This window comes from Rhizobium sp. PAMB 3182, assembly GCF_052908355.1.
In genome coordinates, this window is the sequence record NZ_CM128607.1 from 3,121,193 (window position 1) to 3,141,450 (window position 20,258).

Here is a 20,258-nt window from a genome sequence, read left to right on the forward strand (position 1 = left end):
AAATCTAACCCGAGGGTGTCTACGAAACTCGGGGCTATTCAAAACCTGCAAATTCTCCCACTCGGGAAATTTGCGTCAAAGCCCTCGGCATAAGCCATGGTGAGCTTTTGCTTTTTGGGCTTGACCTGCCCCTGAAGTCTTATCCGGCTGTGATTTGAGCAGGGCCATCAAGTTCACGATGCCTAGCCGCGGCCGTTGGGCAACTTTGCCACATGCCCGTCAGCCCGGCATGATCCGAATAAGCTTTGTCAATGTCTCTATGAGGTTGGATCTTTCCGACTCTTCAAGGCCTCTGATGCCCTCCAGAAGGTGGGACGATCTGGCAACCGCTTTGCGCGTCTTGTTGAGCAGCTCCAGTCCTGCGTCCGTGATCTCGATATATATGGTCCGCTTGTCGGAGGGATGGGGTACCCGCTTGAGGCAGGACCGTTCCTCCAGCCGTGTCAGCCTGCCGGTGATCGCGCCGGTCGTCACCATGCAAAGGCTTGCAAGGTCGCTCGGTCGTAGGGACTGCCCCTGCGGGCATTGGGCGAGATGAGTAAGAACGTCGATTTCTCCGACGCCAATACCGAAGGGCGCAAGAATTGACTGCAGGGATTCCTGGTCCAGTTGGTAGAGGTGGCGAATTCTCATGGCGATCGCGATCGGGGAACTGTCCTCACCAGGAAAATCATTCTCCCATTGCCGGACAAGTCCGTCGAAGATCTTCTGTGTCTGAGAAACAGGGCGGTCCTTGGTATCAAACATCTTGCAGCCAAATCTCCGAAGCTCGTTGAAGCCTAGCAAAGCCAGGCACCATGCGCAAATTGCCGTTTTGCCTATAGATCCTAAGACACAACTTCGAAACAGCCTGTGTTGACAAAAATCATTTTAGCACTAAGATACCACTAAATTAAATGAGGAGGAGGTTATGAGGTCAATGTGTCATGCGATGGTCGGCGATCTGCCAGCTGTCCGAAGCTCGGATGCATTTCCAAGCCTGGAGACGCTGAAGGCCGCTTTCGGGCAACTGCCGTCCGGTGTGGTCATCGTCACCAGTGTCGGCCCTGCCGGTGAACCCACCGGCGCAACGGTCAGCTCGTTCAGTTCCCTGTCCTTTTCCCCACCCTTGGTGGCTCTGGGTCTGGCAGACAGTTCCAAGACCTTGGCCGCCATTCTCAATCATAGGCATTTTGCCGTCCATTTCGTTTCCGAACCCAATCGGGACGTTGCGCTTCGTTTCGCCTCAAGTGCCGCCAACAAGTTCGATGGAGTGGCCTGGACGCTTTCCGAAAAGGGAGTGCCGCTTCTCGCGGGTTTCCACACGTCCATAGAGTGCGTGCTCGACAGCACGCATGCCGCCGGCGACCACCAGCTTCTCACCGGCCGGGTCATTTCGGCCTCTGTCGATCAGGAACCCGGCGCGCCGGTCGCCTGGTTCCGCCGCGGCTTCCATTCGTGCCAGCCGCTCGCCGCCTCCTGATTAACTGAAGCCGCGACCGGCATCCATGAAAAGATAAGGACAATATCGTGAATATGACCATGAAACCCTTTGAACAGCCGATGGGGCCGAAGGGGCTTGAATCGCCCTATTCAACCGAAGTCGGGCGGAGCATCCGGGAACAGGCTTCGCAACTGGTGCCATTGCTGCGCAAGAATGCGCTGGAAGGCGAAAAGCGCGGCGCTCTTGCCGATGAAAGCCTCAAGGCGCTGAATGACATCGGCGCTTTCCGGCTCACCTTGCCGACGGAATTCGACGGCTATGCGCTCGGTGCTCGCGACGTCGTTGAGATCGTCAGCGAGGTGGGGCGTGGTGACGGTGCGGCCGGCTGGATGATCTTCGTGGCCGGTGGCCTGCGCAATATCCTGACCTTCCCGGACGAGGCCGTGAAGGAGATTTTCGACGGCGGGCGGGACTGGGTCGGTCCGCTCGCGGCCGGTGCCTCGATCTTTGCGACCAAGGTCGGTTCGGCGCGACGGGTCGAAGGCGGCTGGATGGTCAGCGGTTCGTGGCATTTCGGAAGCGGCTGCAAGCACGCCAAGTGGATTGCGGTCGGCGTCGACTACGAACGGGCGCCCGGCGAGATGAGCCGCGCTATGACGATCCTCGATGCCGACCAGGTCGACATCATCGACAATTGGCATGTGATGGGGATGAAGGCGACCTCGTCCAACAGTCTCACAGTCAAGGAAGAGCAGTTCGTGCCCGATCGCCGCTTCATGGACATGCGCGACTTTCCGATGCGCATGGACGAGACGCGGCGCCGTTACAGCGGTCTCGCCAGCAAGTTCGATGCGCGCGGCCTGATGCTGCTGACCAATCTGACGCATATGGCGATCGTGCTGGGCATGGCCCGAGGCGCGTTGGATTGCTACGTCGAGATGGCAAAGAAGCAGCAGCCGTTCAACCTGCCTTACCCGCGGGTTGCCGAAATGGCTTCGACGCAGGTCTGTGCGGCGAAAGCCTACGCCATGATCAAGGCGGCGGAAGCCGTCGCCTATCGCGCCGCCGACACGCTGGATCGCCATGCCATCGAAGGCATCGAGATTTCGCACGAGCAGGAGCAGTCCATGATGATGGAGGCAGTCTATGCCACCAATTCACTGGATGGGGTGCTCGGGATGCTGCAGCTCAGCATCGGCTCGGCAACGGCCAGCGACAACAACCCGGTCCAGCGGTTTGCGCGCGACGTCCGCGTGGCATTGCTCCATGGGGCAGTCCGTCTCGATCCGACGGCAGAAATCTTTGGGCGCCAGCTGATGGGAATCGCGCCGTTTCCGATGTTCGCCGGCGGCTTGCCCGACCGGTCACAGCCAGCGCCAGCGAAATAATCCGAAGTCTGTGCGGTAGGAGGCCGCACAGACAACTCAACGGGAGGAGAGACTTTGGAACAGGGAGTGAGGGTGCACGCCGTCAGAGAGCCGGCGAATGCACGAGGTTTTGAGTTCAGCTATGACGCCTGGAGGGTTCTCGGCGCGCTTTGGCTGGTTGTGCTCCTCGTGGTGGCGGTGCCAAGCGCTGGCATTTCCGTCATCAATGCCCGGATGATCGCCGATCTCCATATCGACAGATCTGTCTTCGGTCTGGGCTTCGGCATGTTCGTCATGATGATGGGCTTCCAAGGCCCGATCGTGGCGATGTTGATGCAGAAGTTTGGATACCAGCGGACTGTCACGTTCGGCTGCTTCATTCTGGTCATCGGTTCCGTCGTCATGGCGACAGTCGTCAGCACCGGCTGGCAATATGTCATGGGTTTCGGGGTCATTGTCGGCACCGGCGTCTGCGTTGCAGGCATGCTGCCCGCTCAGGCCGCCATTGCAAAATGGTTCCATGTCCGCCGCGCCCTGGCCGTATCGGTCGTGCTTTCGGCAATCGAGTTCGGCGGCTTTCTGTCGCCGCCGGCGCTCGACCGTCTGCTTGCCGTGACGGACAACAACTGGCGCTTCGGCTGGTGGGTGATTGCCGGGCTCGCAACCGTGGCGCTCCTGACCACGCGGCTGGTGCTCAACGAGCGTCATGTCGAACGGCTTGTCCTGGACAACCCGACGGTCGCGGAGACGCAAAGCGAGTCCACCGTTTTCAAGAGCCGGGTTCACTGGACCCTGAAGGAGGCGGTCAAAACCAGGGCTTACTGGCTCATTCTGGCCTATATGAGCGTGGCCGGCGTCGCATGGGTGTTCCTGATGGCTCACGGCGTCGTTCACCTTCAGGACCTTGGCTACTCATCGAGTGAAACGGCCATGGCCATGGCGATCACCATCGTCGCATCCTTCGTTGGCAACATGACAGCTGGCTTCCTGGGCGATCGGATTTCGCCCGCGGTCATCGCGGCCGCCGGTATGGTTCTCGTCACCATCGGCTTCTTTCTGCTGATCCAGCCGCATGGGTTCGACGGGATCTGGATGTATGCGGTGCCGGCGGGCATTGGCTACGGCGCTTCGCAGGTCTGCCTGATGACGCTGCTGGGCAACTACTTCGGCAGGGAATCCTTCTCGGCGATGTTTGGATCGATGATGCCTGCGTCAACCCTCTGCGCCGCCGCAGGCGCGGCCGGTGCCGGCGCGATCTTCGACCAGACCGGATCGTACGGGCTGATGTTCGAGATCATCATCTGCCTTTGCGGGGTTGCGGCCTTCGCCATTCTCGTCGCATCGCCTCCAAGGCATGCCGGCGACAAGAGGACACGGCTCGCCGACGCCATCGGCCGCTGAGCAATTTTTTGGGGAGTGGGAGGATTATTATGCGCATCAGCTTCATGCATGCTGTGCCGGCTTTGTTATTGCTCGCGACGTCCGTTTCCGCACAGGAAACATCCGGGCAGGACGGGGGCGTGAAAATCAATGTGCCACGGGTTGGCCCGGTCGGGATCGAGCCGGAACCGGTTTATGTAGGGCCGCTGGCGGAGACAGGTGCCTGGCTTCACGACCACGGCATCGACATCAATCTTGATTACGTGAACATCTACCAGAATGCGCCGAATTTCGGCTTTACCGAAGGTTCGTCGGCAAATTACGGCATGTTCGTCCTGGGTGCGACCGGCAACATCACACCCGATCTCAGGGTCAAGTTGGTGGAGACGATCAACCACCCATCCTACAATGTCGACAGCTACCTGTTCGACCTTTCGAACTCGTTCTTCCCGGTCCCGATTGTCGATTCCGATACGGACCTGTCGAGGCTCACGGTCGAGGCCGATTTTCTCGATGACCGGCTTGAAGTCGAGGGGGGCCGTCTTGGCCTGGGGCAGGACTTCATGAAACGCGGCTTTTGCGGTGGCATTGGCTGCGTGAACTCCACGCTGGCGATCACGCTCAACATGCCAGGCGAAGCTCTCTCGGTCTGGGGCGCGCGGATGGCTTACGACATCAACCCGAATACGACATTCGGCCTGGGCATGGTGGAGGACAATCCCGATAACTGGCAGAGCGGAAACGGTTGGGACTGGGCGCAGGGCAATGCGGACGGCGTCATAGCGATTGCCAATGTGAGCCATGAGGAATCGTTCTTCGAGAATGCCAATCCCCTCAAATACGAGGTCGGCGGCTATTACCGCTCCACTTCGTATGAGGATGCGCTCTACAATTCTGGCTGGGGCAATCCGACATTCGGACCTTCCACCAAGATCGTCGATCACAAAAACACGGTAGGCCTTTACGGTCAGTTCCGTAAGGTTGTCTGGAGCGAGCCGGGCGAAGGCCCGATCCCGGAAAATCTCGCGCTTTACGGCGGGGTATTCCATACGTTCGGCAGTGGCCAGGCCTATCCGTGGGAAGCCTATGCGGGCATCGAGTATTCCGGTTTCTGGGATGCCAACCCGGTAGCGACGATCGGTGCGTCCGTTCATTACATCCGGCTCAGCGAAAAGCGCGCCGAATATGAACGCAATGCGAGGCTGTTCATCTCCGGTGTTGATGAAAAGCAGCCACAGGACACGTTCATGTTCGATGTGCACGGCAGCCTTGGTGTGTTCCAGCGGGGCATTCTGGATATCGGTGCGGCCTACATTGTCAATCCCAACACGTCAGTCCTCGCGGACTTCTCCAGCTCACGGCAGAAAGACGGCTTCGTTTTCTACGCAACCCTGGCTTTCGATATCAGCGGCGGCCTCGGGCTGTCCCCATTGCGCCGGCCTTAAGCCCGGCGCTGCACTTCAGAAGGAAAAGACATGGAACAGGACATCAAGGAACAGCTCGAGCGCAACAAGCGTCTGGTTCGAGATTTTTATCGCCGTGTTTTCGACGGCCAGAATGCAGACGCGATCAAGGATTTCGTGACCGAAGACTATCGCCAGCACTGCAGTCACATTCCAAGCGGCCTCTCTGGTCTCGAGGATTTCGTCCGGGCGGTCTTCCCGAACGGACCAGTGCCGGAACCGGAGGAGATGCGCATCCCTCCGACCTTCATGATTGCCGAGGGCGACATGGTGGTTCTTGCCGCCTATCTCCCCCAACCGGAGCCGGACGGCAGCGGTGAGAGCTACGACTATTACATCTTCGATGCCTTCCGCGTGCGCGGGGACAAGCTTTCCGAACACTGGAGCAGCGTCAACAAGATTGCGCCGCCAAAGCATTGATTGAAATGCATAATACAAAGATTGGAGTATGAGAATATGAAGCTCTATGAGGTCCCCGGCGCCTGCTCGACTGCATCGCGTATCGTCCTGGAGGAGGGGGGCATCCCCGTCGCTCTTGAAACGGTCGATATCCGCACGAAGAACCTCGCGGACGGCACGAGTTATCTGGCGGTCAACCCCAAAGGCCAGGTTCCCGCCCTGGTGCTCGATGACGGACAGATTCTCACCGAGGGGGCGGTGATCATGCAATACATCGCCGACCAGGTGCCCGATTCCGGCCTGCTGCCGCCGCCCGGCAGCTTCGAGCGGTACCGTGTGCTGGAATGGACGAACTACATCGCCACCGAATTGCACAAGACCTTTTCGCCGCTGAACCGGCCGAATACGCCGGCCGAGTATCGCGAACAGACGCGATCGATGTTCCTGCCGCGCGTCTTCAGCGTGCTCGACGCCCGTCTGGCCGAGAGCCCGTACCTTGCCGGCGATACGTTCACGATTGCCGACGCCTATGCCTTCGTCGTCCTCGGATGGGCCAAGAGGGTCGATCTCGACCTCTCCGCCTGGCCGCGGATCGGGGCCTATCTCGAGCGGATCGGCGAGCGCCCCTCGGTGCGGAAGGTCATGTCATCACATCCGGTCCATTAAACGGATGTGGCCTTCGGGCCCAGGACTGAACCAATTCCGGACGGTTGGATAACAGACCGTCCGGTTCCCTGCGGGCCTGGTCCGCAGGATCCGAAAAGATCTCTGGCGAGCGTTTTCCCTCCACACGGGCAACTGTGCGGCAAGGGTGCCTGCGACCTTTGAAAAAGGCTGCGCGGCTTTCCGGAGGAAGCACTTACTCAAGAGAAGGAACGGGAATGACTTATCTAATTCGGCAAATGGGACATGTTGTCATCTCTTCACCCGACCCGCTCGGAGCCGCGGAGGATCTATGCGAGGTCGTGGGTCTGCGCATTACCGAACAGGATGGGGATTCGGTCTATCTTTCAAGCAACGACCGGCATCACGAAGTGACATACGTCAAGGGTGACGGCAAGGCAGTTGCCTGCGGCCTGGAGGCTGTCGGGCCGGAGGCGGTCGAGGAAGTGAAGCGGCGCGCATTGTCCGATGGACTGACGGTGCTCGACGACAAGCCGCTCGGCAAGCATTACGACCGCGCCGTGCGCCTGGTGGCTCCTGGCGGCACGATCTTCGAAGTTCACACCCCGATCGCCCGCAACCAGCCGCGCCGCTACAATTACTCGACGCCTGGCGCTCGTCCCCGTCGCATCGAGCATATCAATTCCTTTGCGCCGGATACGCTGGCTTTCGGCGAGTTCTGTGAAAAGGTGCTGGGCATGAAACTCTCGGACCAGACCGGCGATGACGGGCTGCGCTGGTATCGCGCCGAGGACGGCTATCACCATACGATCGCCATGGGACCCGGCGAGCCTGGCCTGCATCACTATGCATTCGACCTCCATTCGCTGGAGGATCTGGCCGCCATTGCCGACAATCTGACGCTCAAGGACCGGGCCTTGGTCTGGGGGCCCGGCCGTCATGGCGCCGGCGGCAACATCTTCACCTACTACGCCGACCCGCATGGCTGCCTGGTCGAGAACTCGATCGAGCTCGACCGCATTGACAATGATGCGACCTATGAGCCGCGCACCTGGGACATTTCGGAAGGCTTGGCCGGCCGTTGGCTCAACCTGTGGGGCACACCGCCAACGCCCGGCTTTCTGCGCCCGGGAATTCCGTTTGACCCGGACTTCTGATGGCGGACCATGCTGAATGGATACCGACCTCGCGTGCGGTGACGGCAGCCAAATCATGACGGAATGCAACGCCATGATTTTTGGCTGTGAAGCTGCCGGAAAGGTGCTGGCCCGGCAGTCGCTCGACTGCGACCACACGGTGGCGGTGGTGGAGCGCCGGCCCGGCGCCACGTGACCATTCGATTTTCTACACCGCTTTAGCCTTCCAAAGGAGATACACCATGGGCTTCAAACCGAACCCCGAACATCGCTACCGGATGCCTGTCGTTTTCGGCCCTGCGATAGGTCCGCGTCAAAAGCCGGGTGGCGGGATGTGGTCGCTGGAAGAAACCGGTACCATGAATGCCGAGTGGATGGCGATTACCTATCGCACCGACCCCGACGGGCTGAAGGCGCTTCTGCCGCCCGGCATGAGCCTGCGCGGAGAGCCGCTGCTCAGCGTGTCCTGCGCCTGGTTCAAGAACCTCTACTGGCTTGCTGGGCGCGGCTACGGCATATTGTCGCTCGACTTTCCGGTAACCTACAAGGGCAAGACCGAGACGCTCGAAGGTTCCTTCTGCCCGGTGATATGGGAGGGCCAGCCCGAAGCGATCCTCACCGGCAGGGACGAGATGGGCTTCCCCAAACTCTTCTGCGACATGCCTGAAATCGCCTGGGATCGCCAGAAGGGGACTGCGTCCTGCGAGACGTCCTGGTTCGGCTTCAAGTTTTTCGACATCGCCCTCACAGACATGGTTGAAGAAGACGCTCCGCCCAGCCTGCCCGGGTCCGGCGGCGGGGCGGCCATGTACTACAAATACGTGCCCCGCACCAATCCGCGGCACGGCGCGGGCGCGGATGTTGCCTATGTCACCACACCGGCGCCGCGGCCGGGTGAGGGACGGCCGGACGCGATCAGTTTCGAAGGCTATGATTTCAAGCGTTGGAAGGCGAAGGGCAGCTTCAACTGGCATCGCGCCACGTTCGAGCAGCTGCCGACGACTTTCCATATCGTCAACGCGATCGCCGACCTTCCCTGCCTCGAAATCGTCAAGACCGAGATGGTTGCCTTCTCGGGGCCGGGCATCGGCGTCTCGGTCAACAGCATCCGGCCGGTCGAACCCGCCGAATAAACAGGAGAAAGACATGAAACTTGCCAGATTTGAAGTTGAAGGAGAGGCACGGCTCGGCCGGGTGGAGGGCGATCGGATCATCGACCTTAGCGCGGTGGCGCCCGAGCTTGGCGGTTCCATGCGACAGCTGATCGAGCGGTTGCCCGAACTTCGCGCGGCCATTGAAAAGACGGGGACGCCGAGCTTTGCGCTGTCCGAGATCCGTCTGCTGGCGCCGATCGATGATCCCCGCAAGTTCCTGGCGATCGGCATGAACTACAAGGCGCATGCCGAGGAGGCTGCAGCAGCCGGCATTCCGACGCCGAAGTCGCAGCTGTGGTTCAACAAGCAGGTCTCCTGCATCAACGACCCGCATGGTGACATCGTGATTCCGGCGGTTTCGGACAAGGTGGACTACGAGGCGGAACTGGGATTCGTCATCGGGCGGCGATGCCGGCATGTCAGCCGGGACAATGCCCGCTCCGTCGTTGCCGGATATTTCGTCGCCAACGATGTAACCGCGCGCGACTGGCAGTTCCGTTCTCCCACCTATACGCTTGGCAAGAGCTTCGACACCCATGGGCCGATCGGTCCGTGGATCACGACCGATGACGAGATTGCCGATCCGCACGCACTGACGCTGACGCTCTCGCTCAACGGGGAAGAGCGGCAGCGGTCGTCGACCGGCGACATGATTTACGACATCTGGGACCAGATAGCTTATCTGTCGACGGTAATGACATTGGAACCGGGCGACATCATCGTGACCGGGACGCCCTCGAACGTCGGCATTGCGACAGAGACGTTCATGAAACCGAACGACGTCGTTCGTGTCGAAGTGGCAGGTCTCGGGGCGATCGAAAACCGGTTCGTCGCGGAATAGGCAAAATGGCCACGAACTTCGAACTCTTGATCGGCGGCCGTCAAGCGGCCGCCGATCAGGCTGGACGTTCAACCGCATAAATCCTCGCAACGACGAGATTGCCTCGACCGTTGCCGCCGTCTCGGTCGAGGACGCATTGAAGGCGGTCGCCGCGTCACATGCCGCTTATAGGCCGGCTGGTCGGCCACTGTCCCCCACGAAAGTCGCTAGCCCCCGCTGAAGGCCGCCAAGCAGGAAGATGATGCTGGCCAGGCCGAAGACGGCGACCCAGAAGACTTCCTACGGTCCGAACAGCAAGGTAGCCTTCGACAGCGGCGGTGCGAGCACCATGAGTGCGATGGCGCTGGCGATGCCGCCGATCGAGGAGGACACCACGGCGACCTGCAGCGCAAAGCCGCCTTCGCCCTTTTGCGCCATCGGATAGCCGTCAAAGGTGGTGGCAACGGCGGCGGGCGTTCCGGGAATGCGCAGAAGCACGGCCGGAATGGCCCCGCCATACAGGCCGAGCGCCAGTGAAATCCGCCGCGTTCTTCTCAGACACCTGGCTGTTCCGCCACGGAGTCTGGTCCCATGAAGCCGGATGGCTGGTCCTGTACGATAGAGGCCGTCCATCCTAGAAGTGCAATGCGGTTGAAATTTCGGACAGCGTGCGCGGCTGGAACAGGACGGTGGATGGAGTTTCTTCCAAACAGCATGGTGTCATTCGGCGCGGCCTGCTACCGGGGCATTACCGGTTTCGGCTATGCCCTGATCATGGCCATCGGGGTTTTCGGCGCCGTATCGCCAAACCTGCTCGTACCCCTGATCCTCATCAACGACCTCGTCCTGACCATCCTCATTCTGGTTGATCGCAAGCATGGTGCCGTCGACTGGCCGGTGGCGCTGTTCCTGCTCTTCTTCGGTTTTTTCGGCGCGGTTTCAGGCGGATTCCTGGCGGGCTTCCTGAATGAGGGGACCACGCGGCTGCTGATTGCGGTGGTCGTGTTCGTTGCCGCCCTCGTCGCCATGGTCCATGAGCCGCCGCGCTGGCTGTCGGGAAAGGCTGTCGGGGCCGTCACCAGTCTCGTCGTCGGCCTGCTTTTGGCAACATTTGCCGTCGGCGGCCCGCTGATTGCCGTCTGGCTCCTGGCCGGCGGCACGCGGCGGGAGACGACGCGCGGAACGCTTGCCGTCTTCTTCGGGGCGGTCGATCTCTTCAGTATTTTGAGCCGACTGTTCCTCGGGCAAATCGATCCGCAATTGCCGTTGCAGGCGCTGGCCTATCTGCCCGTGACGATTGCCGGATATTATCTCGGACATTTCATCGGTCCGCGACTGAGCCAGAAGGCATGGGTAAGGGTCGGCGCCGGCGGCCTTGTGCTCATTGCGCTTGCCGGTGCCTTCAAGGCGCTCCAGATGCTTCACCTGGGCCTTGGACCAATCCACTGAAGACGCCGTCAATCCAGGCGGTGGTCGTCCTTACTGACAAATTTGAACGACGGAAGGTTTGCAACATGACGAAAACCGCACTGATTACAGGGGCCACCTCCGGCTTTGGCGACGCGATTGCCCGGCGATTTGTTCGCGAGGGCTGGAAGATCATCGTCACCGGTCGCCGCAAGGATCGGCTGGAGACCCTGGTGGATGCCCTCGGAGGACCGGAGCGGGTGTGCCCGCTGGTCTTCGATATCCGCGACGAGGAAGCCACGCGTGCGGCCCTGGCCGACATTCCAGACGACTTCAAAGGCATCGACGCGCTCATCAACAATGCCGGACTTGCGCTCGGCACCGGGCCGATCGATCAATGCGATCTCGGTGACTGGAAGGTGATGATCGATACCAACATCACCGGCCTGGTGACCATCAGCCGTCTCCTGATCGACACGTTGATCGACCGCAAGGGGCTGATCGTCAATCTGGCGTCGGTCGCCTCGAACTGGCCGTATCCGGGCGGCAATGTCTATGGTGGCACGAAGGCCTTCGTGCAGCAGTTTTCGCTCGGCCTGCGCTCCGACCTCTCGGGCAAGGGTGTGCGGGTGACCTCCATCGAGCCGGGACTGTCGGAAAGCGAATTCACGCTTGTGCGCACGGGCGGCGACAAGGCGGCCTATGACCGGCTTTATTCCGGTGCCGATCCGCTGCAGCCGGAGGATATCGCCGAGACGATCTACTGGGTCGCGTCACTGCCGGCACATGTGAACATCAACTCCGTTGAAATCATGCCGGTCAGCCAGTCCTGGGCACCTTTCCAGGTTGCACGAAAATAGGGAGCAGGCAGAGCCTGCTCCCTTTCACGTGTCTGCGGCTTCCAGCGGAGCCTATCCGAGAACCTTTGTCAGGGCGTTGTCGATGGCGCCGGTGATGGCGTCGACATCGGCGGCGGTGACGATCAAGGCCGGGCTCAGGCACAGGGTATTGTTCATTCCCGGTACGGATCGATTGGTCGCGCCGATGAGCACCCCTTGCGCCAAGCAATCGGCAACCACGGCCTGGACCTTCTTCTCCTCCAGCGGTTCCTTGGTCTTGCGGTCGGCAACCAGTTCCGCGCCGCAGAACAGTCCGAGCCCACGCACATCGCCGATCACGGCATGCTTTTCCTGCAGCGCGCGAAGGTTATCCAGCACCCGGTGTCCCATGTTCGTCGTATTCTCGAGCAGGTTTTCCTCCTCGATGATGCGCATATTCTCAAGCGCCGCTGCCGGGCCGGAGACGCATCCGCCGAAGGTCGAGATATCGCGGAAATGCGACAGCGTGTCGGTCGGATCGTCCTTGAACAGGTCGAAGATCTTTTCCGTCGTCACGGTGCAGGAAATGGCCGCGTAGCCGGAAGCCACGCCCTTGGCCATGGTCACGAAATCGGGCTCGATGCCGAAGTGCTGGTAACCGAACCATTTGCCGGTGCGTCCGACGCCGCAGACGACTTCGTCGATGTGAAGCAGGATATCGTATTTCCGGCAGATCTCCTGGACCCTTTCCCAGTAGCCCTTCGGCGGCACGATCACGCCACCGCCCGCCGTCACCGGTTCCAGGCAGAGAAGGCCGATCGTGTCGGGGCCTTCGCGCAGGATAACCTCTTCGATGGCATTGGCTGCCCGTTCGCCGTAATTGTCGACGTCGCCCCACTGGCTGCGGTATTCGAGGCAGTGCGGCACTTCGACGAAGCCTTCCGGCAGAGGCCCGTACTGGGCCTTGCGCTCTTCCTGTCCGCCGGCGGCGAGGCACCCAAGCGTGGTGCCGTGATAGTCGCGGTCGCGGTAGAGAATCTTGTACTTCTTGCCGCCGTGGTGACGATGGGAAATCTGCCGGACCATCTTGAAGACCTTCTCATTGGCCTCCGAGCCGGAGTTCGAATAGTAGACCCGGGTCATGCCGGGCATCTTGGTCATCAGCTTCTCGGCGAACAGCGCACTGGGCACCGAGCCCGCTGCACCGGCGAAGTAGTTCAGCTTGACCAGCTGATCGCGAACGGCGTCGGCAATCGACGTGCGACCGTAGCCGACATTGACGGTCCACACGCCGCCAGACACGGCGTCGAGGAACTCGCGACCGGTCGCGTCCCACAGGCGCATGCCCTTGCCCTCGACGAACACGCGCGGGTCGACGGTTTCGAAAGGCTTGTGCTGGACGAGATGGTGCCACACATGCGCGCGGTCGGCTTCAATGACATGGCTCAGATCGTTGGGGTTGGCAGCGATGCCCATCTTGCGCTCCTTGGCGTTTCGTTGATGCGGCATCTATAGCACGTGGCGTCGCCTTGCGGGCGGCATTCGGCGTTCTGGCTCCCTCAAAAGCCGAGTCTGGCTGGCGGGTTAGGACCGGCAGTCGGAGATGGCCTCGGAGAGCAGCGCAAGTCCCGGGCCGATGCGCTTTTCGGCAATCGCGGTGAAGCCCAGCCGAAAGAAGCGCCGCCCTGCCGCCGGATCGGCAAAGAAGGCCGCGCCCGGTTCGATCAGAACGCCTTTCTCACGCGCCACTCCGGCTAGTACCGCGCAGTCCACCCCTGGCGGAGCCTCGACCCAGAAATTCTTGGCGCCCGGACTGCGCTGCCAGTTGCAATCGGACAGGCATTCGCCAAGCATCGCCGTCATGTGCTGGGCGCGCTTTTTCAGAACGGTGCTCATGCGGTCCATATGCTGTCGATAATGGCCGAGGGCAAGGAAGGTTGCGAGGATGCGCTGATTGTTGATCGGCGGATGGCGCAACAGAAGCCGGCGAAGAACGCGCAGTTCCTGGACGACGGAGGGGGGTGCGACGATGTAGCCGATGCGCAGGCCCGGCGCGAGCGCCTTGGAAAAGCTGCCCACATAGACCACGCGACCCGTACGATCGAGGCTCTTCAGGGACGGGACGTCCTGCAGCGGGTCGGTGGAAAGCCCGCCTTCATAGTCGTCTTCGACAATCAGGACATCGTCCGCCTCGGCGCGTTCGAGAAGCGCCTGGCGTCGTGAAAGCGGCATTGCGGATGTGGTCGGGCAATGATGGCTGACCGTCAGGAAGGCGATGTCGCAACGGCCGAAGGTGTCGTCGACAATGACGCCGTCGCCATCCATGTTGAGGTTCTGCCGGCCGCTGGAGGCGAGGTCGACCATGTTGCGCAGGTCGGCATAACCGGGGTCCTCGACGCCGGCAATCGTGTCGCGTCCGACCATCAGCTGCACCAGCATCGACAGTGCCTGCTGGGAGCCGAGCGTGACGATGATCTCGCCGGGATCGGCAAAGATGCCGCGTGACGGCAGGACCTGAACCCGCAACTGCTCGACGAGGTCCGGGTCGTCATCGTCCACCTGATCGCCTGCCCAGCCGTAGATTTCCTTGACGCTCGAGGTCACCCGGACCGCTTCGCGCCAGTTGTTGGTGGGGAATAGGGATGGGTCGAACTGTCCGAACACAAAGGGGTAGGGGAAGGCGAGCCAGTCGCGCGGCTTGTCGATCTGCCGCTGGAGCGAGGGGCGGATCGCGAAGCCCGCCTGCCAGCGCAAGGAGCCCGCCTCATCCCGGTGCCGGTCTGATGCGCGTTCCTGAACCGAAGGCGCGACATATATGCCCTGCCTTTCGGTTGCGACCAGAAAGCCTTCGTCCACCAGGGTCTGGTAGGCGCCGGTCACCGTGTTGCGCGCGACGTTGAGCAACGCCGCCAGTCTTCTGCTCGAAGGCAGCCGTGCCCCTGTCGTCAGCGTGCCGGTCTGGATGGCGTAGACGAGGGCACGCCGGATCTGGACATTCAGCTCGACGCCGTTCCTGTCGATCCCTGAGAAGAGACGGGTCCAGACGATGTCCGGATGTGTCGGTGCTGACTTTGAGATTTGGAAGCTCATCGGTTCGGGTTGCGCGGCAGGGCAGGGCCCAGACGGTATTTCGACTTAAGCGGGATGGACTAGCTGGGGCAATGGTTCAAAATTTCCTTCCAGAGGAATTCCTCGATGTCCGTGTGCTTGCCGGCAAGCCTCAGGGCCGAGACCGTCAGCACGGTCGACGGAAGGACGTCGCTCAGATCGAAAAGCAATCCGGCCTTGATGCTGTCGCGCGCAATGCTTTCGGGCACCCAGGCGATGCCGACGGCGTTGACTGCAAACTGCAGCGCGGCAAGTGTCAGAGCCGTCTCCACCTTGCGCCGGACGAATTCGCCGCTGCTGATCTGAGGCAGGAGTTCCTCGTTGAATATCCAGCCGAGGAAGGCATCGCTCGGGTAGGCCACGATCGGGAGTTCGCCGCGGGCGTAGCAGTCATTGAGCAGGTTCAGGCTGCTGGTCGCGAAGACCGGAATGAAGCGCTCCGTGTCGATCTGGGCCCGCTCGAAATAGTCTTCCGCGCGGCTGTCCGCTTCAGCAGCGGATTCGTAGTTGAGCAGAAGGTCCGCCTGCTTCGTCATGAGCAGGGCCAGGCACTCGTCGCGGTTCGCGGAGCGCAGCCGGACACTGACATCGATGCGCTTGGAGAGCGTCTCGACAATGGCCGGCGCTCGCGTGGCGGTGATGGCGTGCTGGCTGGCGATGATGATGCGGTTATTCGTCTCGCGTCCGTGGCGGCGCAGCTCGTAGACCAGTTCCTTCGTCTGCGTGACAAGCCGCTTGATGTCTTCCTGCTGTGCCGAGATTGCAGACTTCAGGCCGACCGGCTTGCGGTCGCGGTCGAACAGTTCCGCCCCGATATACTCCTCGATCGCACGGATGCGCCGTGAGAAGGCCGGCTGGGTGACGTTGCGGCGTGTGGCGGCCGCGTTGAACGAGCCGGTCTCGATGACAGCAACGATATCTTCCAGCCATTCCAGCCGCATCGAATTTCCCTAACATGCATTCTTTGCATAATAGGCGCAAAAAACGGCATTTGATCAAGGGCATTAATTGGGTTTCTTATGAATTATGCAATATTCATGAAGGTTGGTTCCCATGCATCTGTCTCGTTTCCCTCGTGTCCATCTGGCCCATCTGCCGACCCCGCTGGAGCCGCTGGCGCGTCTTTCGGCCGAACTCGGTGGGCCGGAAATCTGGATCAAGCGTGACGACTGCACGGGTCTTTCGACCGGTGGCAACAAGACCCGCAAGCTGGAATTCCTGATGGCGGAAGCGCAGGCGCAGGGCGCCGACATGGTCATGACGCAGGGTGCGACCCAGTCCAACCATGCGCGCCAGACCGCGGCGGCGGCGGCCAAGCTCGGCATGCAGTGCCACATCCTGCTTGAGGACCGGACCGGTTCGAACGATCCGAACTACAATGCCAACGGCAATGTCTTCCTTGACTATCTCCATGGCGCGACGGCGGAGAAGCGCCCGGGCGGTCTCGACATGAATGCCGAAATGGAGGCAGTGGCCGACACCTTCCGCGCCAGTGGCAAAACCGTCTACACCATCCCTGGGGGCGGCTCCAATGCAACCGGCGCGCTCGGTTACGTCAACTGCGCCTTCGAACTGGTCTATCAGGCCAATGAGCGCGGGCTGGTGATCGATCATCTGGTCCATGCGACGGGCAGCGCCGGCACTCAGGCCGGCTTGGTCGCCGGGCTCAAGGCCATCAATGCGCAGATCCCGCTCATGGGGATCGGCGTGCGCGCGCCGAAGCCGAAGCAGGAGGAGAACGTCTACAAGCTCGCATGCGCTACGGCGGAAAAGCTCGGGTGCCCTGGCGTGGTGGAGCGCGAGGATGTCGTCGCGAATACGGATTATGTCGGCCAAGGCTACGGCATTCCGACCGCCGAAACTATCAAGGCGATTGAGATGTTCGCCCAGCTCGAAGGCATCCTTCTCGACCCGGTCTATTCCGGCAAGGGCGCCGCGGGGCTGATCGACCTGATCGGCAAGGGCGTCTTCAAGAAGGGTGAGCGGGTCGTGTTCCTGCACACGGGCGGATCGGCAGCGCTGTTCGGCTACACCGGTGCATTTTCCTTCGATCACGCTGCGCCGATCGCAGCCGAATAGGACAAGATTTCCATGGCGCCACAGCCGTTTACAGGGGCTTTTACGCAGCAGGAGCAGCTCGACGATGCCGCGATTGCTGCCGCCGTGCGGATCATGAAGACCGGGCGGCTGCACCGGTACAACACGGTTGCGGGCGAGACCTCGGAAGTGGCGCTGCTGGAAGCGGAGTTTGCGGCATGGCAGGGCGTCCCATATTGCCTGGCATGCGCTTCCGGCGGCTATGCGATGCATGTTGCGCTTCTGGCCGCCGGCTTGCGGCCGGACGAGCCGGTGCTCACCAATGCCTTCACGCTTTCGCCGGTGCCGGGCGCCATCGTCAATGCGGGCGGAAAGCCGCTCCTCGTTGAATGCACGCGCGACCTTGTCATCGACCTGGAAGATCTGGAGCGCAAGGCCGTGTCTTCCGGCGCCCGTTTTCTGCTTCTCTCGCACATGCGCGGCCACATCGTCGACATGGACCGGATTGTCGCCATTGCCGACGAGTTCGGCATCTCGGTCATAGAAGACTGCGCACACACCATGGGCGCGCAATGGGGCGGCAGGAAGAGCGGCAATTTCGGTCTCGCCGCCTGCTTCAGCACGCAGACCTACAAGCATATGAATTCGGGCGAGGGCGGTCTGCTGACCTCCGACGATCCGGAGTTCATGGCGAGAGCCATCATCCTGTCCGGCTCCTACATGCTCTATGAGCGTCATGGTGCCGCCCCGGAGATGCGCTACTTTGAACAGGTGCGGCTTGAAACGCCCAACTGCTCGGGCCGGATGGACAATCTGCGGGCGGCTATCCTCAGACCGCAGCTTGCGGGGCTGGAAGCCAATATCGCGCGCTGGAACGACCGCTATCAGACGGTCGAAGAAATCCTGCAGGGTTTCGGCCTGTTTCATCTTCCGGAGCGTCCCGCAGCGGAAAGTCCGGTCGGCAGTTCGATCCAGTTTCTGATCGAGGGCATATCGGAGGCGGATGCGCGGCGGTTCGTCAGCGATGCGAAGGCGCTGGGTGTCGAGCTGAAATGGTTCGGAGACGCCAATCCCGTCGCTTTCACCAGCAATCACCACAGCTGGCGATTTCTTGACGACCAGGATTTGCCGCAGACGGATGAGGTTCTGTCCGGCGTGTTCGACATGCGTATCCCGCTGACCTTCAGCCTCGACGACTGCGCCCATATCGCCGACATCATCGTCCATTGCGGGCGCTCGCTGGCGCTCAAGGGAGCCGCTTGATGGCAGGGGCAAGGTTCAGGCGGCGGATCGGCATTATCGGCGGCATGGGCCCCGAGGCGACAGCGCTGCTGATGAACCGGATCATCGCTGCCACCCCGGCCGAGGACGATGCCGATCATGTGCCGATGTTCGTCGACAACAATCCGCAAATTCCCTCGCGCATTGCAGCCCTCATCGAAGGCAAGGGCGAAGATCCGGGGCCGGTGATCGCCGGGATGGCATCGCGGCTCGAGGCTTTCGGCGCGGAAGCGCTCGCCATGCCGTGCAATACGGCGCACCACTATGCGGACCGGATTCGTGCCGCGGTGACGATCCCGTTCCTCGACATGGTGCAGCTTTCCGCTGCCCGGATGGCTTCGCGGATGGGGACCGGGGCGAAAATCGGCATGCTGGCGTCGCCGGCCGTGCGGATCACCGGCGTTTTCGACCGCGCGTTTGACGGCACGGGTTGCCAGCCCTGTTACCTCAATGACGACGCGCCGCTTCTGTCTCTCATCCGGCATATCAAGAAGGGCGGCAGCCTTCAGGAGTCGGACGCTGCCATGCTGCGGCTCTCGCGAAGCCTTCTGGATCAGGGGGCGGACAGTCTTCTGATCTCGTGTTCGGAGCTGTCGCTGGTTTCGGCGGCCGTGCCGCCGGACGCTTTCACACTGGATACCCTGGACGTTCTGGCGGAGGCCTGCGTGGCCTTCTCTACAGGCAAGGAGGGGTGATCCGATCCATACCTGCGGCCAGAGAAAAACAGCGGGGACTGGCCGCAGTCCCAACCAAAAGCCCGCATCAAACCAAAAAATCTGGAGAGTGGAATGTTTAGGACTTTATTGAGTGGTGCAGTCGCGGGCGTCATGACCGTGCTGATTTCCAGCTCCGCAATGGCGGAAACGATCATCATCGGCCACTTCGGCAATCCGACGCCGATGCAGCTCCTGGCGAGCTCCGATGCCATCCAGAAGGCCACCGGCTGGGACGTCGAATGGCGCAAGTTCGCGTCCGGCACCGACGTCATCGCGGCGATGGCCTCCGGCGACGTCGTGCTTTCGGAACTCGGTTCCTCGCCATTGGCGATTGCCACCAGCCAGGGCGTCGACATTCAGCTGATCGCCTTTTCCGACGTGATCGGCAGCGCGGAATCGCTGATCGTCAGCAGTTCGTCCGGCATCAAGACGCTCGCCGACCTCAAGGGCAAGCGCATTGCCGTGCCGGTCGGCTCGACCGCGCATTTTTCGCTGATCGGTGCGTTGAAGCATGAAGGGATCGCCGAAAGCGAAGTGACTATCATGAACATGCCGCCGGACCAGATCGCCGCCGCATGGCAGCAGAACGCCATCGACGCCGCATGGATCTGGCAGCCGGTGCAATCCGAAATCCTGAAGACTGGAACGCTTTTGCTCGGCGCAGACAAGACCGCCGAATGGGGCTACCCGACCTTCGACGCCTGGGTGGTCAACACCAAGTTCGGCGAGGAGAACAAGGACAAGATCGTCGCGTTCCTGAAGGAAGTCGATCGCGTCAACAAGTCCTATCTGGCGGATCCGGCCAAGTGGACCGTCGACAGCGAAGAGGTCAAGACCCTTGCATCCGCTACCGGTGCTGATCCCGCGCAGGTTCCGGAAATTCTGAAGGGCTTCACCTTCCTGCCGATGGCCGATCAGGTGTCCGACACATGGCTTGGTGGTGCTGCCAAGACGCTCAAGGGAACCGCAGACTTCCTGAAGTCCGCCGGCCGCATCGATGCGGTTGCCGACGACTATACGCCGTTCGTCAATTCCACCTATGCGGACGCTGCGAAGTAGCCCCACCGCAGTCCCGCATCCCCGGACCGAGGCTTTTGCCAAGGTCCGGGGAACAACAGGAGCATG

General features: G+C 61.3%; 21 protein-coding genes. 16 read left to right on the forward strand and 5 right to left on the reverse strand.

The features are described 5' to 3' along the window. Positions 1–219: 219 nt before the first annotated feature. On the reverse strand, positions 220–747 hold the full coding sequence (locus ACU5AZ_RS15115) for a MarR family winged helix-turn-helix transcriptional regulator (protein ID WP_446823163.1): 528 nt from the start codon (positions 745–747) through the stop codon (positions 220–222). Positions 748–910: 163 nt separating this feature from the next. Here ACU5AZ_RS15115 and ACU5AZ_RS15120 point away from each other — a divergent pair, with 163 nt between their 5' ends. The 10 genes from ACU5AZ_RS15120 (at position 911) to ACU5AZ_RS15165 (ending at position 9,787) form a co-directional block, all read left to right on the forward strand. Beyond that, positions 911–1,462: a flavin reductase family protein gene (locus ACU5AZ_RS15120; protein ID WP_446823164.1), complete on the forward strand. Its 552-nt coding sequence runs from the start codon at positions 911–913 to the stop codon at positions 1,460–1,462. A gap of 59 nt (positions 1,463–1,521) precedes the next feature. Beyond that, positions 1,522–2,811, forward strand: coding sequence for an acyl-CoA dehydrogenase family protein (locus ACU5AZ_RS15125; protein WP_446823165.1), 1,290 nt, complete (start codon positions 1,522–1,524; stop codon positions 2,809–2,811). A gap of 72 nt (positions 2,812–2,883) precedes the next feature. Further along, positions 2,884–4,191, forward strand: a complete 1,308-nt coding sequence (locus tag ACU5AZ_RS15130) for an MFS transporter (protein WP_446823166.1) — start codon at positions 2,884–2,886, stop codon at positions 4,189–4,191. A gap of 29 nt (positions 4,192–4,220) precedes the next feature. Next, a complete protein-coding gene (locus tag ACU5AZ_RS15135; protein WP_446823167.1) occupies positions 4,221–5,615 on the forward strand; it encodes a carbohydrate porin in 1,395 nt (464 codons plus the stop codon). A gap of 30 nt (positions 5,616–5,645) precedes the next feature. Next, the gene (locus ACU5AZ_RS15140) at positions 5,646–6,053 is read left to right on the forward strand and encodes a nuclear transport factor 2 family protein (RefSeq protein ID WP_446823168.1); all 408 of its coding nucleotides are present in this window, start codon (positions 5,646–5,648) and stop codon (positions 6,051–6,053) included. A 36-nt stretch (positions 6,054–6,089) separates the two neighbouring features. After that, complete coding sequence (gene gstA, locus ACU5AZ_RS15145; protein WP_446823169.1) at positions 6,090–6,698, forward strand: glutathione transferase GstA; 609 nt, start codon at positions 6,090–6,092, stop codon at positions 6,696–6,698. Positions 6,699–6,997: 299 nt separating this feature from the next. Next, complete coding sequence (locus ACU5AZ_RS15150) at positions 6,998–7,813, forward strand: VOC family protein (protein ID WP_446823170.1); 816 nt, start codon at positions 6,998–7,000, stop codon at positions 7,811–7,813. A gap of 16 nt (positions 7,814–7,829) precedes the next feature. Further along, on the forward strand, positions 7,830–7,988 hold the full coding sequence (locus ACU5AZ_RS15155) for a hypothetical protein (RefSeq protein WP_446823171.1): 159 nt from the start codon (positions 7,830–7,832) through the stop codon (positions 7,986–7,988). A gap of 46 nt (positions 7,989–8,034) precedes the next feature. Beyond that, on the forward strand, positions 8,035–8,925 hold the full coding sequence (locus ACU5AZ_RS15160; protein ID WP_446823172.1) for an acetoacetate decarboxylase family protein: 891 nt from the start codon (positions 8,035–8,037) through the stop codon (positions 8,923–8,925). A 13-nt stretch (positions 8,926–8,938) separates the two neighbouring features. Further along, positions 8,939–9,787 (forward strand): fumarylacetoacetate hydrolase family protein, encoded by an 849-nt coding sequence (locus ACU5AZ_RS15165; RefSeq protein ID WP_446823173.1) that lies wholly within the window; start codon positions 8,939–8,941, stop codon positions 9,785–9,787. A gap of 279 nt (positions 9,788–10,066) precedes the next feature. Here ACU5AZ_RS15165 and ACU5AZ_RS15170 read toward each other — a convergent pair whose 3' ends face one another. Then, positions 10,067–10,399: a tripartite tricarboxylate transporter permease gene (locus ACU5AZ_RS15170; RefSeq protein ID WP_446823174.1), complete on the reverse strand. Its 333-nt coding sequence runs from the start codon at positions 10,397–10,399 to the stop codon at positions 10,067–10,069. A gap of 60 nt (positions 10,400–10,459) precedes the next feature. On the opposite strand from ACU5AZ_RS15170, the gene ACU5AZ_RS15175 reads away from it, so the two are divergent. Together ACU5AZ_RS15175 and ACU5AZ_RS15180 are read left to right on the forward strand one after the other, a co-directional pair. Then, complete coding sequence (locus ACU5AZ_RS15175; protein WP_446823175.1) at positions 10,460–11,215, forward strand: TSUP family transporter; 756 nt, start codon at positions 10,460–10,462, stop codon at positions 11,213–11,215. A gap of 65 nt (positions 11,216–11,280) precedes the next feature. Continuing rightward, entirely contained in the window at positions 11,281–12,033 is a 753-nt protein-coding gene (locus ACU5AZ_RS15180; RefSeq protein WP_446823176.1) for an SDR family NAD(P)-dependent oxidoreductase, read from the forward strand. 51 nt (positions 12,034–12,084) lie between these two features. On the opposite strand, the gene tpa is transcribed toward ACU5AZ_RS15180, so the two are convergent. The 3 genes from tpa to ACU5AZ_RS15195 all read right to left on the reverse strand — a co-directional run bounded on the left by tpa (position 12,085) and on the right by ACU5AZ_RS15195 (position 16,040). Further along, complete coding sequence (tpa, locus tag ACU5AZ_RS15185; RefSeq protein ID WP_446823177.1) at positions 12,085–13,500, reverse strand: hypotaurine--pyruvate aminotransferase Tpa; 1,416 nt, start codon at positions 13,498–13,500, stop codon at positions 12,085–12,087. A gap of 75 nt (positions 13,501–13,575) precedes the next feature. Continuing rightward, positions 13,576–15,081 carry an aminotransferase-like domain-containing protein gene (locus tag ACU5AZ_RS15190; protein ID WP_446823178.1) on the reverse strand — a complete coding sequence of 502 codons (1,506 nt, stop codon included), beginning with the start codon at positions 15,079–15,081 and terminating at the stop codon, positions 13,576–13,578. A 59-nt stretch (positions 15,082–15,140) separates the two neighbouring features. After that, positions 15,141–16,040, reverse strand: coding sequence for a LysR family transcriptional regulator (locus tag ACU5AZ_RS15195; protein WP_446823179.1), 900 nt, complete (start codon positions 16,038–16,040; stop codon positions 15,141–15,143). A gap of 112 nt (positions 16,041–16,152) precedes the next feature. Here ACU5AZ_RS15195 and ACU5AZ_RS15200 point away from each other — a divergent pair, with 112 nt between their 5' ends. From ACU5AZ_RS15200 to tauA, 4 genes are all read left to right on the forward strand, one after another. Next, positions 16,153–17,178: a D-cysteine desulfhydrase gene (locus tag ACU5AZ_RS15200; RefSeq protein WP_446823180.1), complete on the forward strand. Its 1,026-nt coding sequence runs from the start codon at positions 16,153–16,155 to the stop codon at positions 17,176–17,178. A 12-nt stretch (positions 17,179–17,190) separates the two neighbouring features. Continuing rightward, a complete protein-coding gene (locus tag ACU5AZ_RS15205) occupies positions 17,191–18,399 on the forward strand; it encodes a DegT/DnrJ/EryC1/StrS family aminotransferase (protein ID WP_446823181.1) in 1,209 nt (402 codons plus the stop codon). After that, positions 18,399–19,112, forward strand: coding sequence for an aspartate/glutamate racemase family protein (locus tag ACU5AZ_RS15210; protein ID WP_446823182.1), 714 nt, complete (start codon positions 18,399–18,401; stop codon positions 19,110–19,112). Before ACU5AZ_RS15205 ends, ACU5AZ_RS15210 begins: the two co-directional genes overlap by 1 nt. 93 nt (positions 19,113–19,205) lie before the next feature. Beyond that, the gene (tauA, locus tag ACU5AZ_RS15215) at positions 19,206–20,192 is read left to right on the forward strand and encodes a taurine ABC transporter substrate-binding protein (RefSeq protein WP_446823183.1); all 987 of its coding nucleotides are present in this window, start codon (positions 19,206–19,208) and stop codon (positions 20,190–20,192) included. Positions 20,193–20,258 lie beyond the last annotated feature (66 nt).